General features: G+C 38.4%; 13 protein-coding genes and 1 other annotated feature. All 13 genes read left to right on the forward strand.

What is annotated here, in order from left to right:
- Window positions 1–12: 12 nt before the first annotated feature.
- Window positions 13–1,695: a methyl-accepting chemotaxis protein gene (locus tag MKX39_RS04525; RefSeq protein ID WP_340768551.1), complete on the forward strand. Its 1,683-nt coding sequence runs from the start codon at window positions 13–15 to the stop codon at window positions 1,693–1,695.
- Between the two features lie 136 nt (window positions 1,696–1,831).
- Window positions 1,832–3,514: a methyl-accepting chemotaxis protein gene (locus MKX39_RS04530; protein WP_340768552.1), complete on the forward strand. Its 1,683-nt coding sequence runs from the start codon at window positions 1,832–1,834 to the stop codon at window positions 3,512–3,514.
- A gap of 269 nt (window positions 3,515–3,783) precedes the next feature.
- A complete protein-coding gene (locus tag MKX39_RS04535) occupies window positions 3,784–4,215 on the forward strand; it encodes a hypothetical protein (RefSeq protein ID WP_340768553.1) in 432 nt (143 codons plus the stop codon).
- Between the two features lie 454 nt (window positions 4,216–4,669).
- On the forward strand, window positions 4,670–6,337 hold the full coding sequence (gene ilvD, locus MKX39_RS04540; protein WP_340768554.1) for a dihydroxy-acid dehydratase: 1,668 nt from the start codon (window positions 4,670–4,672) through the stop codon (window positions 6,335–6,337).
- Window positions 6,338–6,376: 39 nt separating this feature from the next.
- Window positions 6,377–6,628: a binding site (T-box leader), on the forward strand.
- A gap of 136 nt (window positions 6,629–6,764) precedes the next feature.
- Window positions 6,765–8,516: an acetolactate synthase large subunit gene (ilvB, locus tag MKX39_RS04545; protein WP_340771337.1), complete on the forward strand. Its 1,752-nt coding sequence runs from the start codon at window positions 6,765–6,767 to the stop codon at window positions 8,514–8,516.
- Window positions 8,513–9,028 carry an acetolactate synthase small subunit gene (ilvN, locus tag MKX39_RS04550; RefSeq protein ID WP_093537301.1) on the forward strand — a complete coding sequence of 172 codons (516 nt, stop codon included), beginning with the start codon at window positions 8,513–8,515 and terminating at the stop codon, window positions 9,026–9,028. Before ilvB ends, ilvN begins: the two co-directional genes overlap by 4 nt.
- A gap of 288 nt (window positions 9,029–9,316) precedes the next feature.
- Window positions 9,317–10,348: a ketol-acid reductoisomerase gene (gene ilvC, locus MKX39_RS04555; RefSeq protein ID WP_340761733.1), complete on the forward strand. Its 1,032-nt coding sequence runs from the start codon at window positions 9,317–9,319 to the stop codon at window positions 10,346–10,348.
- Window positions 10,335–11,876: a 2-isopropylmalate synthase gene (locus MKX39_RS04560; RefSeq protein WP_340768555.1), complete on the forward strand. Its 1,542-nt coding sequence runs from the start codon at window positions 10,335–10,337 to the stop codon at window positions 11,874–11,876. The genes ilvC and MKX39_RS04560 overlap by 14 nt, the downstream gene beginning before the upstream one ends.
- Window positions 11,877–12,138: 262 nt before the next feature.
- Window positions 12,139–13,239, forward strand: a complete 1,101-nt coding sequence (leuB, locus tag MKX39_RS04565; RefSeq protein ID WP_340768556.1) for a 3-isopropylmalate dehydrogenase — start codon at window positions 12,139–12,141, stop codon at window positions 13,237–13,239.
- Between the two features lie 19 nt (window positions 13,240–13,258).
- Complete coding sequence (leuC, locus tag MKX39_RS04570; protein WP_340768558.1) at window positions 13,259–14,668, forward strand: 3-isopropylmalate dehydratase large subunit; 1,410 nt, start codon at window positions 13,259–13,261, stop codon at window positions 14,666–14,668.
- Between the two features lie 15 nt (window positions 14,669–14,683).
- A complete protein-coding gene (gene leuD / locus MKX39_RS04575; RefSeq protein WP_340768560.1) occupies window positions 14,684–15,265 on the forward strand; it encodes a 3-isopropylmalate dehydratase small subunit in 582 nt (193 codons plus the stop codon).
- A 406-nt stretch (window positions 15,266–15,671) separates the two neighbouring features.
- Complete coding sequence (locus MKX39_RS04580) at window positions 15,672–16,520, forward strand: VOC family protein (RefSeq protein WP_340768561.1); 849 nt, start codon at window positions 15,672–15,674, stop codon at window positions 16,518–16,520.
- A gap of 378 nt (window positions 16,521–16,898) precedes the next feature.
- Window positions 16,899–18,587, forward strand: a complete 1,689-nt coding sequence (locus tag MKX39_RS04585) for a methyl-accepting chemotaxis protein (protein WP_340768563.1) — start codon at window positions 16,899–16,901, stop codon at window positions 18,585–18,587.
- The last annotated feature ends 42 nt before the right edge of the window (window positions 18,588–18,629 follow it).

Genomic DNA, 18,629 nt, shown 5'->3' on the forward strand with positions numbered 1-18,629 from the left:
AAGGGGATACAAATGAAGTTAACAATATCTAAGAAAATGTGGTTTGGTTTTAGTGCTGTTTTACTATTACTAGTAATCACAAGTATTATTACTCAAATAGGAACGTCCATGCTAACGGATAGATACAAAGAATTATTAGATGATGACGTTGCAAAGATAGATTTAGTAGAAGAGATCACGGTCATTCAAAAAGATATGGCCACTGCTATATTAGAGTTTGTTATGTTTGGTAAGAGAGAAGCAGTGGATAAGTTTGATGCTGAAATAGAGAAAGGTTCTGTTGCAGCACGAGCTTTAATAGAAAAAGCTCCTGATGCAGAGTCCATGGAGTTAATGAAAGAACTTCAAACAGAAACAGTGAAGTTATTCGAAAATAATAATAAAATTATAGAGTTAAAATCTGTAAATAAGCCTTTTGAACAATATGCAGCAAATTCATCGAAAATTAATGCCGGGGTTCTTGATATTTTGGCAGAACTACAACAAGTACAAGAAGAAAATTTGGCAGATACACGAGCGGAATTAGAGAAATTTGAGGCAAACACCTCAAGATTACTAATTTTATTAACTATTGCAGCAATTATTATTGGAATTCTGATTTCTTACTTCATCGGAAAATCTATTTCTAATCCAATTCAAAAAGTAACAAAAGGTCTGGAAGAAATTTCTAATGGTAACTTAGCCGTTGAACCAATTATTATTAAAAATAAAGATGAAGTAGGCACAATGGCGAAAACATTTAATAAAATGTCGAGCGATTTACAACAAATTGTATCCAGTGTTCGTGATTCATCGATGCAGTTAGCAGCAAATGCAGAAGAACTTTCTGCTAGCTCCGAAGAAAGTCTTGCATCCTCTCAAATGGTAGCGAAATCTGCCGAAGAGCAAATGGTTGCAAGTGAACAACAGGTAAAACACATGGAGTCATCGATGAACTCAATGGAAGGTCTTAAGCATGGCGTATCAGAAATTGCTTCAAGTAACGATGAAATGTTACAAGCGACAGATGGCGTGCAAACTTTAGTAACGAAAGGTTCTTCTGTTGTATCTGAAGTAGCTAACCAAATGGAAACGATCCATACTACTTTCACTGAAACTACTGAAATTATGAAAGATATGGCTAAGCATTCTGATGAAATTCAAAACATTACATCACTTATAACGGATATCTCCGAACAAACGAACTTACTTGCATTAAATGCTGCAATTGAAGCAGCTCGTGCTGGGGAATATGGTAAAGGATTTGCGGTTGTTGCGGAAGAAGTTCGTAAACTTGCAGAGCAATCGAAAAATTCCGCTTCTGAAATTGAGTCAATGGTTAAACTAATCCAAACTGCATCAGGGTCAGCAGTTAAAGCTATAACAACTGGTGGAGATAAAGTAGAGCAAGGTCTTGCGAAAACGACAGAATCTCTTCATGTTTTTGAAGAAATTGAAACTAGTGTAGTGGATGTAGTGAACAAAGTAGAGCTTGTAACATCTGCTATTGGACAAATTCAAGAGATGGCTAATTCTGTTACAGAGAGTGCCCAACAAGTACAAACAATTGCTACGCACGCTGCAGATAGCGCAAGTGACACAAGTGCCGCTACAGAACAACAATTAGCTGCAAACGAAGAAATCTCTTCCAATGCTCAGTCTCTAGCAGATTTAGCAGAAAAACTACAAAACGAAGTAAGTCACTTTAAGATATAACTTTCAAAGACCCTAAATTGTAAGTTGGATTTAGGGTCTTTTACTGCTAAAAAAAATATTTCGACAATAAATGTCGTCAACTTTCAACTTGTATAATTAGGTTTAATTAGCATCTATAGAGAAAAAGGGGATAATTATGAAATTAACAATTTCTAAGAAATTATGGGGTGGATTTACAGCAGTATTGGGGATGTTAATAATAGCGAGTGCTATGTCTATGTGGACAACTTACGACATATCAAGTAAATATGATTCACTAATTGATGAAGAACTGGAACATGTGTCTCTTATCGAGAAAGTGGAACTAATTCAAAAGGACACGTCGACTTCAGTATTAGAGTATTTAATGTTTAGCAAACTAACTTCAGTAGAAAAACTAGAAAACAATTATAAACAAGTGACGGAGATTACAACTTCCCTTTCTAGTGATCTTAAAGATACGACTTCAAAAGAGTTAGTAGAAGAATTACAGAAGAAATCTAAACAACTATACGAATCAAACAATCAAATAATCGAAATAAAAAAGAAAAACGGTATGTACCAAAAGAATGCTTCCGAATCTACGAAGCTTAACTTGGAGATTGCGGATGTATTAGTAGAACTAAAATCAAATGTTGAAAAAAGAGCAGAGCAAACAAGGGACGAATTAAATACATATGTAGGAACAGCTAATATTGTTACACTAATATTAACCATTCTTAGTATCGTTGTTGGAGTACTCGTATCACACTTTATAAGTAGAAGTATAGCTAAACCTATTACTAAAGTGACGAATGGTCTTGTAGAAATTGCAGACGGCAATTTGACAATAGAGCCAATTATTATAAAGAATAAAGATGAAGTTGGAGAAATGGCCACTACTTTTAACAAAATGTCTGGTGATTTACAACGTATAGTTTCTGGTGTCCGTGATTCATCGATGCAATTAGCAGCAAACGCGGAAGAACTAACTGCTAGTTCCGAAGAAAGTTTGGCATCTTCCCAAATGGTCGCAAAATCTGCGGAAGCTCAAATGTTAGCAAGTGATGAACAAGTAAATCACATGGATGCTTCAATGCAATCCATGACAGACTTACAAAAAGGTGTTTCACAAATTGCTTCAAGTAATGATGAAATGTTACAAGCTACAGACGGAGTGCGATCTCTTGTTACACAAGGGTCTAAAGTCGTTACAAATGTAGCTAGTCAAATGGATAATATTTATACAACTTTCCATGAAACAACAGAAATTATGAAAAACATGGCAAAGCATTCCGATGAAATTCAAAACATTACTTCCATGATTACAGACATTTCCGATCAAACGAATCTGCTGGCATTGAATGCAGCAATTGAAGCAGCGCGTGCTGGTGAATACGGAAAAGGATTTGCAGTTGTAGCAGAAGAAGTGCGCAAACTTGCGGAGCAATCCAAAAACTCAGCAGCAGAAATAGCAGCCATGGTCCAGTTAATCCAAACGGCATCGAGTTCAGCAGTTAAAGCAATCACTTCGGGCGGAGAAAAAGTGGAAGAGGGCTTAGCGCAAACAACTGAATCTCTAAATGTCTTCCATCAAATTGAAACAAGCGTTGACGATGTAGTACAAAAAGTAGAATCCGTCACAATCGCTATAAGTAATATCCAAGAAATATCTAGTTCCGTAACCGAAAGTGTCCAACAAGTTCAATCATTAGCAACACAAGCAGCAGACGGAGCAAGTGACACAAGCGCTGCAACCGAACAACAATTAGCAGCAAACGAAGAAATTTCAACCAATGCTCAATTCCTAGCAGACTTAGCAGAAAAATTACAAAACGAAGTAAGTCACTTTAAAATATAAGTAACACGACTCCTATTGCTTATAGGAGTTGTTTTTCTGTAGAGGCAGAGGGAAATTGCGCAAATGAACCGCAATGTTGAGCTAATGACGTAGTACGTTGCAAATAAGATAACTCATGTTGTGCCAACAAGAACAACGTTGCGAGAAACTAGAAAGTTGCGCAAAATTATATCACCCTAATTCTCAAAGATTATCTCCTAACATTCCAGAACTCGTCACAAAGTTATCAAGGGAAATCAGGTATACTTGCGGTAGGGAGTTGTTTCGAAATGTATACATTCATTATTTTCATACATGTGATAAGTGCAGTTTTATCGATAGGTCCGTTTTTTGTTCTGTTCCCGTTATTAAATAGGATGAAAGGCAAAAGTAAAGAGATGATCGATACATCTTTAGAAGTGTTTCAAGCAGCTATTCGTCTAGTTAAACACGCTGGTCATGTGCTTGTAGGGTCAGGGATTCTCCTTGTATGGCAAGGGAACTGGTCATGGACAACCTCGTGGGTGGTTATGACAATTGTCGTGATGGTAAGTTCAATCGTATTCCTAGCAAGAGCATTTAAACCAAATATTCGAGAATTCCGCGCAGAAACGATTGATTTGGATACACTCATCAATAAATTAAAGTCCAATGTGTGGAAATATATATTATTGTTATTACTCATGCTTTGGTTCATGGTTGCAAAGCCAAATTTGTGGTAACAGATGACCCTTTCTCTTTTTGGAGAAAGGGTTTTTATTTGTCAACTTGCGATTATCGAAGTAGATATTGCGATTTGTATTTAATGACTTGCGATCATTCCAAACCATTTTGCGATTCACTGTGTACAACTTGCGAATAGACACACACAATTTGCGATTCAAAAGATATAACTCCTCCACAACTCTAATATCTTCCAAACTCATGTCATTTTAACAAAAAGTTCATAATTATTTTTTCTTTCTGCGAAATGCGATATATCGCAGATGAAAGCGATTACAAACAAAAAGAATATTCGAAAATAACTGACAATTTAAAAATTGGGTGTTGACGGGGCATTTTAAAGGCGATATGATATCAACAATATATTAATTATTGTGAGAAAATTCACAATGATAAATATTCAGAGCTGCAAAGCTAAACGCTACATAAGCGGAAAGTATAGGAGCGATTGAATTGAGAAGTGACATGATAAAAAAAGGCGTCGATCGCGCCCCACACAGAAGCTTGCTTTATGCAACTGGGGTTAAAACGAAAGATTTAGATAAACCGTTTATCGGTGTTTGTAACTCCTATATTGATATTATTCCTGGTCATATGCACTTAAACAAATTTGCCGAAGTTGTGAAAGCAGCTATTCGTGAAGCAGGAGGAATTCCATTTGAGTTCAACACGATTGGTGTAGACGATGGAATTGCAATGGGTCACATCGGCATGAGATATTCACTTCCTAGCCGAGAGCTTATTGCAGATTCAGCTGAAACAGTTATTAATGCGCACTGGTTCGACGGAGTGTTCTACATTCCAAACTGTGACAAGATCACACCGGGTATGCTAATGGCAGCGGTAAGAACGAATGTCCCATCTGTGTTTGTTTCAGGTGGTCCGATGGAAGCTGGTACTTCAGCTGACGGGAAACAACTTTCACTCACTTCTGTGTTTGAAGGAGTAGGTTCTTATAAGTCAGGTGGTATGTCAGCAGAAGAGCTACTAGATATTGAACAGAATGCATGTCCAACATGCGGATCATGTTCAGGTATGTTCACTGCAAACTCCATGAACTCCTTAATGGAAATGCTAGGAGTGACACCTCCCGGCAATGGAACGATTATCGCAACATCCGATGAACGTCATCGCCTTATTAAAGAAGCAGCACATCATCTAATACGAATGGTAAAAGAAGATGTGAAGCCTAGAGATTTAATAACAAAAGAAACGATCGATGATGCATTTGCGCTAGATATGGCAATGGGTGGTTCAACAAACACAGTTCTCCACACATTAGCAATTGCACATGAAGCTGAAATTGAATATAACGTGCGTGAGATTAATGAAGTCGCAAAACGTATTCCTTACTTATCGAAGATTATGCCAGCATCTGATTACTCCATGCATGATGTTCATCTAGCAGGAGGAGTTAGTGCCATTATAAAAGAGCTTTGTGAGATTCCTGGAGCTGTTCATCCAGATCGACTAACGATTACTGGAAAGTCACTCTATGAAAATGTGAAAGAAGCAGAAATTACGAATGATCGAGTCATACGCCGAAAAGAAAATCCATATAGTCCTGTAGGAGGCTTATCCGTATTATTTGGAAATATTGCTCCTGAAGGTGGAGTTATTAAAGTAGGTGCGGTGGATCCTTCTATTAAAGAGTTCACTGGTAAAGCGATTGTGTTTGATTCGCAAGAAGCTGCACAAGAAGCGATTGATGATGGTACCGTTCAAGCAGGTCATGTCGTTGTTATCCGCTACGAAGGTCCAAAGGGTGGACCAGGAATGCCGGAAATGCTTGGACCAACTTCCGCGATTCAAGGTCGCGGATTAGGAACACAAGTAGCACTAATAACAGACGGTCGTTTCTCCGGAGCTTCTCGAGGGATTTCAATCGGACATATTTCTCCAGAAGCCGCAGATGGTGGACCAATTGCTTTAGTTCAAAATGATGATTTGATCGCTATTGATCTAACAAATAGAACGATAGATTTACAAGTTAGCGATGAGGAATTAGCTACTAGAAAAGCAAACTTACAACCATTTGAACCAAAGATTAAAAAAGGTTATTTAGCAAGATATTCAAAACTAGTAACATCAGCAAGTACTGGTGGAGTAATGAAAATCTAAGGATAAACTTTACAAACGGTTTTTATTAAAAATAAAATATATAAATCATTGATGAGGCAAAAGTTAAAGGAATCTTGTATTAACAGAGAGTCGGTGTGGTGGGAACCGACAATACAACCTTTAGCGACATCCCCTCGGAGTGAAGTGTTGAACGGGAAACCTTTTAGATACTTCCGGGTGTAGTTTAGCTACTCTCGTTATAAATGGATAGTGGGCAATTGCTTGTTATCTGCGAGGTAGCGGTTGCGCTACGAACTAGGGTGGTACCATGAAAAGAATTTCATCCCTATACAAAAGAACGATGGTTTCTTTGTGTGGGATGAGATTCTTTTCTTTTTTATACATTTAACTTTAGCCATTTAAAGTGAGAGTTAAGTGAAGTTTTTCAAGCGAACTGGGCGATTTGATTAAAAAGGAGGAATTAATGATGAAGTTGACCGTTGAGGAAACTGAGCAAGTTTATGAAGAGCCAATAACCACACAGGCTCCTACACAGTTGAATGGTGCAGATGTTTTTATCGAAACGTTAAAGAAGCATCAGGTTGAAGTAATATTTGGTTATCCAGGTGGTGCGGTTCTACCAATTTATGACGCATTGTACAAAAATCCGATTAAACATATTCTTGCAAGACATGAACAAGGCGCTATTCATGCAGCGGAAGGATATGCCCGTGTTTCTGGAAAAGTTGGAGTAGTGATTGCTACTTCGGGACCAGGTGCAACGAATTTAGTTACCGGCATTGCCGATGCGATGATGGATTCCATTCCGTTAGTCGTGTTTACAGGGCAGGTTGCTACAACCGTGATTGGTACAGATGCATTCCAAGAAGCAGATATTATCGGTATTACGCAGCCTATAACTAAACATAATTACCAAGTAAAAGATGTAGCTGATTTTCCAAGAATCATTAACGAAGCTTTTCATATTGCTTCTACAGGTCGTCCAGGACCAGTTGTAGTAGATATACCTAAAAATATGGCTACCGGATTGTTCGTAACGCCAAAAGATGAAGATCAGGAAGTAAATCTTCCAGGGTATCAGCCAACGACAAAGCCAAACTTTTTACAAATTCAAAAAGCGGCTCAAGCTATTTCTACCGCCAAACAACCGTTAATCCTTGCTGGAGCAGGAGTATTATTTGCAAAAGCATCAGACGAACTTGCTGAATTTGCTGAAAAATATCAAATTCCAGTAACGAATACGCTGCTAGGATTAGGGGGTATCGAAGGTAATCATCCACTATTCCTCGGAATGGCAGGCATGCACGGAACTTATACAGCGAATATGGCCATTCAAACATGTGACTTACTTATAAATGTTGGTGCACGATTTGATGATCGCTTAACAGGAAATTTAAATTACTTTGCTCCAAACGCTAGAGTTGTTCATATTGATATAGATCCAGCAGAAATTGGCAAAAACGTTCCAACAGAAATTCCGATTGTAGCGGATGCGAAAGAAGCATTAGAAGCTTTGATAGCGCATGAAGCATCGAATAGAAATACAGCAGCTTGGTTAGAAAGCTTAAATATTTCTAAAGAGCAATATCCATTTCATTATCAAGCTAGCGAAGAACGTGGATTGCTTCCACAGCAAGTTATCGAGCTAGTACATGAGTATACAAACGGAGACGCGGTTGTCACAACAGACGTTGGACAGCATCAAATGTGGACTGCACAATATTATAAATTTAATCATCCACATAATTGGGTAACATCCGGTGGACTAGGAACGATGGGATTTGGTTTCCCAGCTGCAATTGGTGCACAGCTAGCAAAGCCTGATGCGAAAGTGGTTTCAATTGTTGGGGATGCAGGTTTCCAAATGACGTTACAGGAATTATCTCTATTACAAGAACTGAGAATTCCAGTAAAGGTAATTATTTTAAACAATCAAGCACTTGGTATGGTCCGCCAGTGGCAAGAGACCTTCCACGGTGAAAGGTACTCACAATCATTAATTTCGGTTCAACCAGATTTCGTGAAACTAGCAGAAGCTTACGATATCAAAGGGTATAAAATTGAAACGTTTGAAGACGCGAAGGTTCAGTTAAAAGAAGCATTAGAATCAGATGAGCCAGTTTTAATCGATTGCCGAGTAGTACAAAAAGAATTAGTTTATCCAATGGTTGTTCCAGGCACAGCCCTACATGAAATGATTGGGGTGAAACCAGAATGAAACGAATCATCACAGTAACCGTGATCAATCAAAGTGGAGTTCTCAATCGTGTGACTGGCTTACTCATGAAGCGTCAGTTCAACATTGAAAGTATCACAGTAGGGCATACAGAAAATCCGCAAATTTCTAAAATGACATTTGTCGTAAATGTGGAGGATGAGCAAAAGCTTGAGCAGCTATTAAAGCAGCTACAAAAACAAGTAGATGTTCTGAAAGTAAATGATATTACCGAAAAACAAATTGTCGTAAGAGAACTGGCACTCGTAAAAGTTGCGTCGCCACCAACTGTAAGAGCAGAGGTTAATAGTATTATAGAACCTTTCCGTGCTTCTATTATTGATACTGGTAAAAACGTAGTCACTTTCCAAGTAACAGGTAGTCCAGAAAAAATTGATGCATTCATCGATTTGCTCAAACCCTATGGCATTAAAGAACTAACAAGAACAGGCGTAACCGCATTTGTTCGCGAGACACAGAAAGTAAACGGCCCACAGCTATCCATTTTGAAATGAAATAGTGGCTTATGAATATGTAATGAAAGATTTTAGAAACTTATTTAATTGGAGTGTAATGCGGCGACTCCAGCGGGAAAAGCGAGTCCAGGTGAGACACCACAGGAGACTTAGAAGAACGAAGGCTAAAAGCGCCACATCGTGTGGCAACACCTTCGCGACCAACATTGTGTTGGCCTGAGGAGGCTCACGGACCGCCCGCGGAAAGCGTCCGCATGAAACGTAAATCTGCAAAAGTGATTAATGAATAAAAAATATAAAAAACCCAAATTCGAGGAGGAAATAACAATGGCTAAAATGTATTATAACGGAGATATCAACGAAGGACTTTTACAAGACAAAAAAATCGCAATCATCGGGTACGGATCACAAGGTCACGCACACGCACAAAACCTGAAGGATTCAGGATTTGATGTAGTAGTTGGTATTCGTGCAGGTAAATCATTCGATCAAGCAAAAGAGGATGGTCTAGAAGTATATTCTGTAAAAGAAGCGGCAGAAAAAGCAGACGTTATCATGATCTTATTGCCAGATGAAAGACAAAAAGCAGTGTATGAAGCAGAAATTGAACCTTCGTTAAAAGCCGGCAAAACATTAGTATTCGCACATGGCTTCAACGTACATTTTGGTCAAATCGTTCCTCCAACAGATGTGGATGTATTCCTAGTAGCACCAAAAGGTCCTGGTCATTTAGTGCGTAGAACATTCGAAGCAGGAGCAGGAGTACCTGGATTATTCGCAGTTTACCAAGATGCAACTGGTCAGGCAAAGGATCTAGCTCTTGCTTATGCAAAAGGTATCGGAGCTGCACGTGCAGGTGTTCTAGAAACAACGTTTAAAGAAGAAACGGAAACAGATTTATTCGGAGAGCAAGCGGTACTTTGTGGTAGTACAACTGCGATCGTTAAAGCAGGTTTCGAAACATTAGTAGAAGCAGGTTACCAACCAGAGCTTGCTTACTTTGAAACTTTACACGAATTAAAACTAATCGTTGACCTTATGTACGAAGGAGGAATGGCTACAATGCGTTCTTCGATCTCAGACACTGCAGAGTGGGGAGATTTCGTATCAGGACCACGTATCATTGATGCATCTGTAAAAGATCGTATGAAAGACGTATTAACAGATATTCAAGACGGTACTTTTGCAAGAGAATGGATTAAAGAAAACGAAACAGATCGTCCAAAATATAATGCTATTAAAAAAGCAGAATCAGAGCACCAAATTGAAGTAGTTGGAGCAAAATTACGTGAAATGATGCCTTTCATCAATGAAGGGAAAAAAGTCAAGAAAGAAGTGGTGACTAGTGCGCAAAATTGAATTCTTTGACACAACTCTACGTGACGGCGAACAATCAGCTGGTATTAATTTAAATACAAAAGAAAAGTTAGAGATTGCTCGTCAGCTAGAAAAGTACGGTGTTTCCATTATTGAAGCAGGCTTTCCTGCTTCATCCCCTGGGGACTTCGAGGCAGTTAAGCTAATTGCAGATACGGTGAAAAATTCAGTTGTTACTGGTTTAGCTCGGTCGATTAAAAGTGATATCGAAACTTCTTGGGAAGCGTTAAAAGGTGGCGTGCAACCACATCTACACACATTTATCGCAACTTCACCGATTCATATGCAATATAAGTTAAATAAAACACCTGAGCAAGTAATCGAAATTGCTGTGGAATCTGTGAAACTAGCAAAAAAATATTTTCCACTTGTACAGTGGTCTGCAGAGGATGCAACTCGCTCCGACAAGGATTTCTTAGTTCGTATTATGAATGAAGTCATTAAAGCAGGAGCAACAACAATTAATATTCCCGATACAGTGGGCTATGCGAGTCCTATTGAATACGGAGCTCTCTTCAAATACTTAAGTGAAAACGTAACAGGTATCGAAAAAGTGAAATTATCAGCTCATTGTCATGATGACTTAGGAATGGCTGTAGCTAATACATTAGCAGCTATCGAAAATGGAGCAACGCAAGTAGAAGGTACGATTAATGGTATCGGTGAACGTGCGGGTAATGCAGCACTGGAGGAAGTAGCTGTTGCACTACATATTCGCAATGATTATTACCAAGCAGATTCTGGCATTATATTAAAAGAAACAAAACGTACTAGTCAACTAGTAAGTCAGCTTACAGGCGTTGTAATTCAGCCAAATAAAGCGGTTGTCGGAAAAAATGCATTTGCACATGAATCTGGAATTCACCAAGATGGCATGCTTAAAAATCCGGAAACGTATGAAATCATTACACCTGATCTTATCGGTGACGTAGCTACTGAACTTGTTCTTGGAAAACATTCGGGTCGTCATGCTTTCTTCTCGAGAGCGGCGGAAATGGGCTTCCAGCTAAGTGATGAGAAACTAAATGCCGCATTTGTCGCATTTAAGAAATTGGCAGATCGTAAGAAAGAAATTGCAGAAGAGGACTTATTTGTTCTATTAACTGATCAGCAAGTGAAGAGCGGAGAAGTGGAATTGTATGAATTAGAGGAATTAGTCGTCCACTATGAAAACAATGTCCCAACCTCTACGATTACTGTAAAAGTACCATCAGGTGAACAAGTAGTGGAAACTTGCGCAGGTTCTGGTGCAGTAGAAGCTATTTTCAATACACTAGAAAAGATCGTAAACGGCGAAGTTCGCATTTTAGATTACCGTGTATCGTCTGTATCTAAAGGACGCGACGCACTCGGTGAGGCAGTAATCAACTTAACACTCAACGGCAAAACATCCACGGGTAGAAATGCTTCCCAAGATGTATTGAAAGCATCTGCCAGAGCGTATATCAACGCCATCAATCGTCAATTAGTAAACGTTCAAATAAAAGAACAAGCCGCAGTAGGACAATAACTAAGTTAGTGAGTTAATTTCAGAACAAATAATAAAATCCGAACAAAGTTGATTTCCGCTATAGGCGGACGCTTTCCGCGGGCACGGCTTCAATCTCCTCGTCACTGCGTTCCTGTGGGGCTTTCAGCTCGCGCTATTCCCGCTGGAGTCGCCGCCTTACGCTGCAATCAACGAAGTCCACTTTAATTAATAGGATAATATCACATAGTTCTTCGTGTTTTATTATTAATTTTATGTAAATAAAAAAATGGGAGTGAATGAGATGGAAAAAACGATAACGGTATTACCGGGAGACGGAATCGGTCCAGAAGTAACAGAGGCAGCAGTAAAGGTGCTTCAAGCAATTGCAAAACGTTATAACCATACGTTCAACTTGCAATACGGATTAATAGGTGGAGCAGCAATTGATGCTTGTGAAAACCCACTTCCAGAAGAAACAATTAACGCATGTAGTCAAAGTGATGCCATCCTATTAGGCGCAGTGGGTGGGCCAAAATGGGATCAAAATCCATCTCATTTACGTCCGGAAAAAGGTTTGCTAGCTATTCGTAAGCATTTTGGGTTGTACGCGAATATTCGCCCAGTCAAAGCCATTCCTGCATTACTAGAAGCTTCGCCTCTTAAAAAGGAGGTAGCAGAATCAGTCGATTTAGTCATTGTACGCGAGTTGACGGGTGGTTTATATTTTGCTGAACCACGGAAGAAAACAAATGATTACGCAGTCGATACGTTAGTTTATACCCGCAATGAGATTGAACGAATTGTAGATACTGCTTTCCAGCTAGCTAGAAGCCGTCGGGGCAAGCTTGCTTCTGTGGATAAAGCGAATGTATTGGATTCTAGTAAACTATGGCGTCAAATTGTGGAAGAGAAAAAACAAGGATATCCAGATGTGGAAGTAGAGCATATGCTTGTCGATTCAACAGCGATGAAGCTAATTACGAAGCCGGATTACTTTGACGTAATTGTAACGGAAAATATGTTTGGAGATATTTTAAGTGATGAAGCTTCCGTAATCACTGGTTCCTTAGGAATGCTGCCATCTGCAAGTACTCGTGAGGATGGTTTTGGTTTATATGAACCGGTCCATGGCTCTGCTCCAGATATCGCTGGACAAAACAAAGCAAATCCGGCCGCTACAATTCTTTCAACAGCAATGATGCTACGTGAGTCTTTCCAAATGGAAACAGAAGCAGCAGCTATTGAAGAAGCAGTATTCAATGTATTAAATGATGGTAACTTCACAAGTGACCTAGAAATAAAAGGAAAACGAGTGCTATCTACTACAGAATGGACGGCTAAAGTTTTAGAAGAATTAGACTCAGAATTTGTATCAGATAGTATTATGTTTTCTTATGTCTAACCAAAAGGAGAGAAACTAAATGGCAAAAACGATTATTGAGAAAATTTGGGATGAACATATTGTGTACGAGGAAGAAGGTAAACCAGACCTTCTCTATATCGATTTACACTTAATCCATGAGGTGACATCTCCCCAAGCGTTTGAAGGGTTACGACTGAATAATCGTAAGGTGCGTCGGCCAGATCTTTGTTATGCAACGATGGATCACAATGTCCCAACTCGAAATAGAGAACAGATTAAAGACGTTATCGCTCGTAAACAAATTTCTACACTTCAACAAAACTGTGAAGAGTTTGGCGTTCCACTTGCCAATATGGACCACCCGGACCAAGGGATTGTTCATATTATCGGACCAGAGCTGGGTCTAACTCAGCCTGGTAAAACAATTGTTTGTGGAGACAGTCATACATCTACACATGGTGCATTTGGTGCCATAGCTTTTGGTATCGGTACTAGTGAAGTGGAGCATGTACTTTCAACGCAAACTTTATGGCAAGCTAAACCGAAAACAATGCAAATTAAAGTGACGGGTGAGCTTGGATATGGCGTTGCTGCAAAAGATATTATTTTGGCAATCATTGCGAAGTTTGGTATCGATATGGGTACAGGTTATATCGTCGAATATACTGGCGAAGCGATTCGAAAGCTATCAATGGAAGAGCGTATGACGATTTGTAATATGTCGATTGAAGCAGGAGCACGTGCTGGTTTGATCAGCCCGGATGAAACTACAGTTGAATTCCTTAGAGGGCGTGAACATGTACCGGCAGGGGAAGCTTTTGAAACAGAAGCAGCACGTTGGTTAGCTCTAGCAACGGAAGAAGGGGCACTTTACGATAAAACGGTAGAAATTTCTACAGATGAAATTGAGCCGTTTGTCACATGGGGTACCAATCCTTCGATGGGTTCTGGTGTATCGCAAAATATTCCATACACATCTGATTTTGCTGAAATAAGTGACCAACAAGCACATGAAAAAGCATTAGCTTATATGGGACTAGAACAAGGGATGCCGCTAGAGGACATCGCAATATCAAATGTATTTATCGGATCGTGTACAAATGCACGCTTAAGCGATCTTCGCACAGCAGCAAACGTTATTGTAGGGCGTAAAGTACATCCCAATGTAACGGCAATTGTCGTTCCAGGATCGCAAACGGTTAAAAAACAAGCAGAGCAAGAAGGCATCGACCAAATATTCCTTCATGCAGGATTTGAATGGCGCGAATCAGGCTGCAGTATGTGCCTAGCGATGAATGATGATATCGTTCCAGCAGGAGAGCACTGTGCATCCACTTCTAATCGAAACTTTGAAGGCCGTCAAGGTGCGGGTTCGAAAACACATCTGATGAGCCCAGCAATGGCAGCAGCTGCTGCAATCGAAGGTCATATTGTAGATATTCGCAAATTTGGACTAGTAAATGCATAAGGAGGAGGAAACCAAATGGAGCCTATCAATGAAATTAACAGTGTCATCACCCCTTTAAATCAAAAAAATGTAGACACAGATCAAATTATCTCGAAAGAATTTCTAAAACGTATCGAACGTACTGGATTTGGAAAATACCTATTTTACCACTGGCGCTTCGATGTGAATGATCAACCAATTAAAGACTTCGTATTAAATGATGAACGATATAAAGCATCTGCAATTCTAGTAGCTCATGATAACTTTGGATGTGGCTCCTCCCGTGAACATGCTCCTTGGTCCATCTTGGATTACGGATTTCGAGTAGTCATTGCACCGAGCTTTGCGGATATCTTCTATAATAACTGCATGAAAAACGGAATTTTACCGATTAAGTTATCGGTGAGTGAAGTGGAAGCCTTGCTAAGCAAAGAAGTATACAATGTCGCAGTTAATCTAGAAGCGCAAACCGTAACAGGCGAAGATGGTGTGGTATATTCATTTGACATTGATCCATACCAAAAGAAAATGCTTCTAAATGGATGGGACGAAATTTCGTTAACCTTCCAATATGAAGATAAGATTAAAGCTTATGAAGATAAAAGAATAGCTAATTAGCAACTCGAAAACACCACTCCCTGATTGAGGAAAGTGGTGTTTTGATGTTTTACAAGAAGAGTGATTATAATGTTGCGAGAATGCGTCCGAGAGTTGCGTAAATCGAGGTATACGTTGCGTATACGACGTAAGATGTTGTGAATAATAAAAAGGTTGGGCAAAACTGTAATGCTCTGATTTAATCCCATCATTTGCGATTTGTATCGACTAATTTGCGATTCCACACAATCATCTTGCGATATGCATCAACTAATTTGTGATTCTGTCCTCAGACCTTGCGATTAACACCAACTAATTAGCGATTATTATTACAAGCTTGACCTAAACTCTTCTCTTGACTTTATTAAGTAACTAAAATATAATTACTTACGAAAAGTAACCTATATAAATAACTGGAGGAATCAACATGAAATATCATAATAAACCAAACACATTTGTAGAATTAGTAGAGTTAAAGGTAGCAGATCTTCAGCGTTCCGTAGAATTTTATGAGAATATCATAGGCTTTACAATATTGGAACAGCAAGCTAACAAAATATATCTTACTGCCGATGGAAAAACAGCACTTCTTTCTATTGAACAACCAGATGATATTATGCCAACTCAACAAAAAACTGCTGGATTATATCACTTTGCGTTATTATTACCAACACGTGCTGATTTAGGGGCAATTTTAAGATATTTTTCTGAGCTTAACATTAGAGTGGGAGCAGGAGATCATTTAGTTAGTGAAGCACTATATTTAAATGATCCTGATGGAAATGGCATTGAGATTTATACTGATCGTCCAGATTCTGAGTGGAAATGGGAAAATGAGTATGTGGAAATGGCTACCCTTCAAATTGATGCACAAAGTATTTTGACGGAAGGGGCTAATACCCCGTGGAATGGTTTGCCAGCAGGAACTGTAATGGGACATATTCATTTACATGTCTCTGAACTAGACTTAACGAAAGAATTTTACAATGCTTTAGGTTTTGATGTGATGACTCCTAATTATCCTGGTGCATTATTTATGGGAGCTGGTAAATACCATCACCATATTGGATTAAATACTTGGGCTGGAATTGGAGCACCTCCTACACCAGAAAACGTGGTTGGGTTAAAAGCATTCTCTGTCGTTTATCCTTCAAATGAAGAGCTACAAATAGCAATTACGAAAGTAAAAGCATTTGGATCAGAAATTTTTGAAGAAAATGGTATATACACCGTTAAAGATCCTTCTCAAAATAAAATTAAATTAACTATAAAATAAACAAATGACTCCGAGAAAATCGGAGTCATTTTTGAATCTTCTCCCTCTATCTATAGCTTCAACAAATTTCTACTCTCGCATCTTCATTTCGTTCATTTTTGAAATCATCTATCTGTGACAAAATATGCTTGAATTCGAACTTCCAAATCTATATAAGGTATTTTGTTGTTTCTTGCATTTATATCGACACCTCTAATCAGAGTATTCGACAGGTTAATACAATAAATTAAAGAGAAAAAAATTGAAATTTTACTAAGAATATTAAGAGGTTACACCGAAAGCTCCTTTGTAAATTTGTAAAATCCTTGTAAAGTTTCAGAAAACACACTCATTTAAGCAAAGTGTTATGCTATATTTCAGTGGGAGGTCGGAATGCCTATGAAAAAATGGTCTGCTATACCACTTCGAATGAAGTATTTAATTGCTATTTTTAGTTCCTTTATCTTATTTGGAGCGATGACTGTCTTATTGATTTTCCAAGTAGTTCACAACCAAGATTTAGCTAATGATATGGAAGTCTACTCACAAAATGTCGAGAGTACGGATATTATGCGATCGGAGGTAGCGAGTTTATATATTGCCATTTCCAATTTTGCTGGAGATCCTCTAGAAGAGTTTGACAAAGATTATGAATCGACAAAAGAGAATCTAATTAATCTACAAATTTCTTCAAGTAAACAGATGCCCTATGTAGATTGGAAAACTTTCTCAGAAACCTTACAATCAATACAAACTACATATGAGAATAACTTAAAGGAATCGGTTATGAACAAAGAAAATGTCGCCAAACGAAGACAACTTCAGTCCATCAATGAAAAGTACGTAAGCCTGACAGTATTGCTAAAAGACGCTAGACAACTTGAATCTGACAAAAGAATTCTTTTAATAGAAGAAATGTCAGAGAGCCAGAAAAATACAATTTATATTGTCGTTGCCTCGTTTCTAATCGCGGGATTACTATCACTCGCTCTAGTATTATTAACAAATCGACAAATTAAGACTCAGCTTTCGCAAGTAGTACTATCTGCAAAAGATATATCTCTAGGAAAACTAAATAGTGAACAAATACACATATTAACAAACGATGAAATAGGAGAAGTATCAAAAGCGATGAATGAGATGAGAGCTAATCTTATTAACATCGTAAAAACGATTAAACTTACTGCAGAAAATCTAAGTGCTAATAGCGTAAAACTAAAGGGATATTCTAAGAATACGGTCGATAGTACAAATACCGTTAAACTAGCTATCCATGAAACTGGTGGAAGCATGCGCAATCAAAAAGAAGCTTCTATCGGTATCCGCTCCTTTCTAGAAGAATTCTCCCATACTTTTGATGAAGTAACAGAGAAGGTTATTAAGTTAAACGGGGATTCAGCTATTGCTGTACAAATGGCGGATGAAAGTGCACTGGCATTGAGAAAAACGGCTGTAGAGTCTGCAAGGTTACGAAACTTATTTAAAGAAGCAGATCAAGAAAGAAAGTTACTTCAAGAAAGAACAGAGGAAATCGCTAGAATGACCACAATTGTACAGGCGATTTCAAAACAAACAAATCTCTTGGCACTGAATGCTGGCATAGAGGCTGCTAGATCAGGTGAAGATGGTAAAGGATTTGCTGTTGTAGCTGCAGAAGTGAAGAAATTGGCAGATGAAGTATCTGGTACAGCAAATACTATACGTCAAATATCCAATTCGATTACTCAACAAGGTACTCAAATGGCAAATGTGTTTGTCGAAGGAATGGAAACTTCCAAAAATAATGCTGCAACGTTTAAAATGTTACATCAAAAGATGGATAAAATAGTTTCCTACATAAGAGATTCCAAGTATCAAAACGACCATATGAAAGATTCTATGTTAACTATTGAAAAAGAAAAGAATACTTCTGAGAAACTCATTTTTGCATTAATAGAATCGATAGAATCTAACACAGTACAAATGGAACTAACAGATGACATGCTTCTAGCTAATGTTCAAAATATCGAAAAGCTATCTAAATTGATAAATGATGTGAATGAGCAGGCAATTATTTTGGAGAATTCAAGCACAAGATTTGTAATATAAACTCTACCTAACAAGTAATCTTTTTTATACTTGTTAGGTTTT

Source organism: Psychrobacillus sp. FSL K6-1464 (assembly GCF_038003145.1).
Lineage (GTDB): Bacteria > Bacillota > Bacilli > Bacillales_A > Planococcaceae > Psychrobacillus > Psychrobacillus psychrotolerans.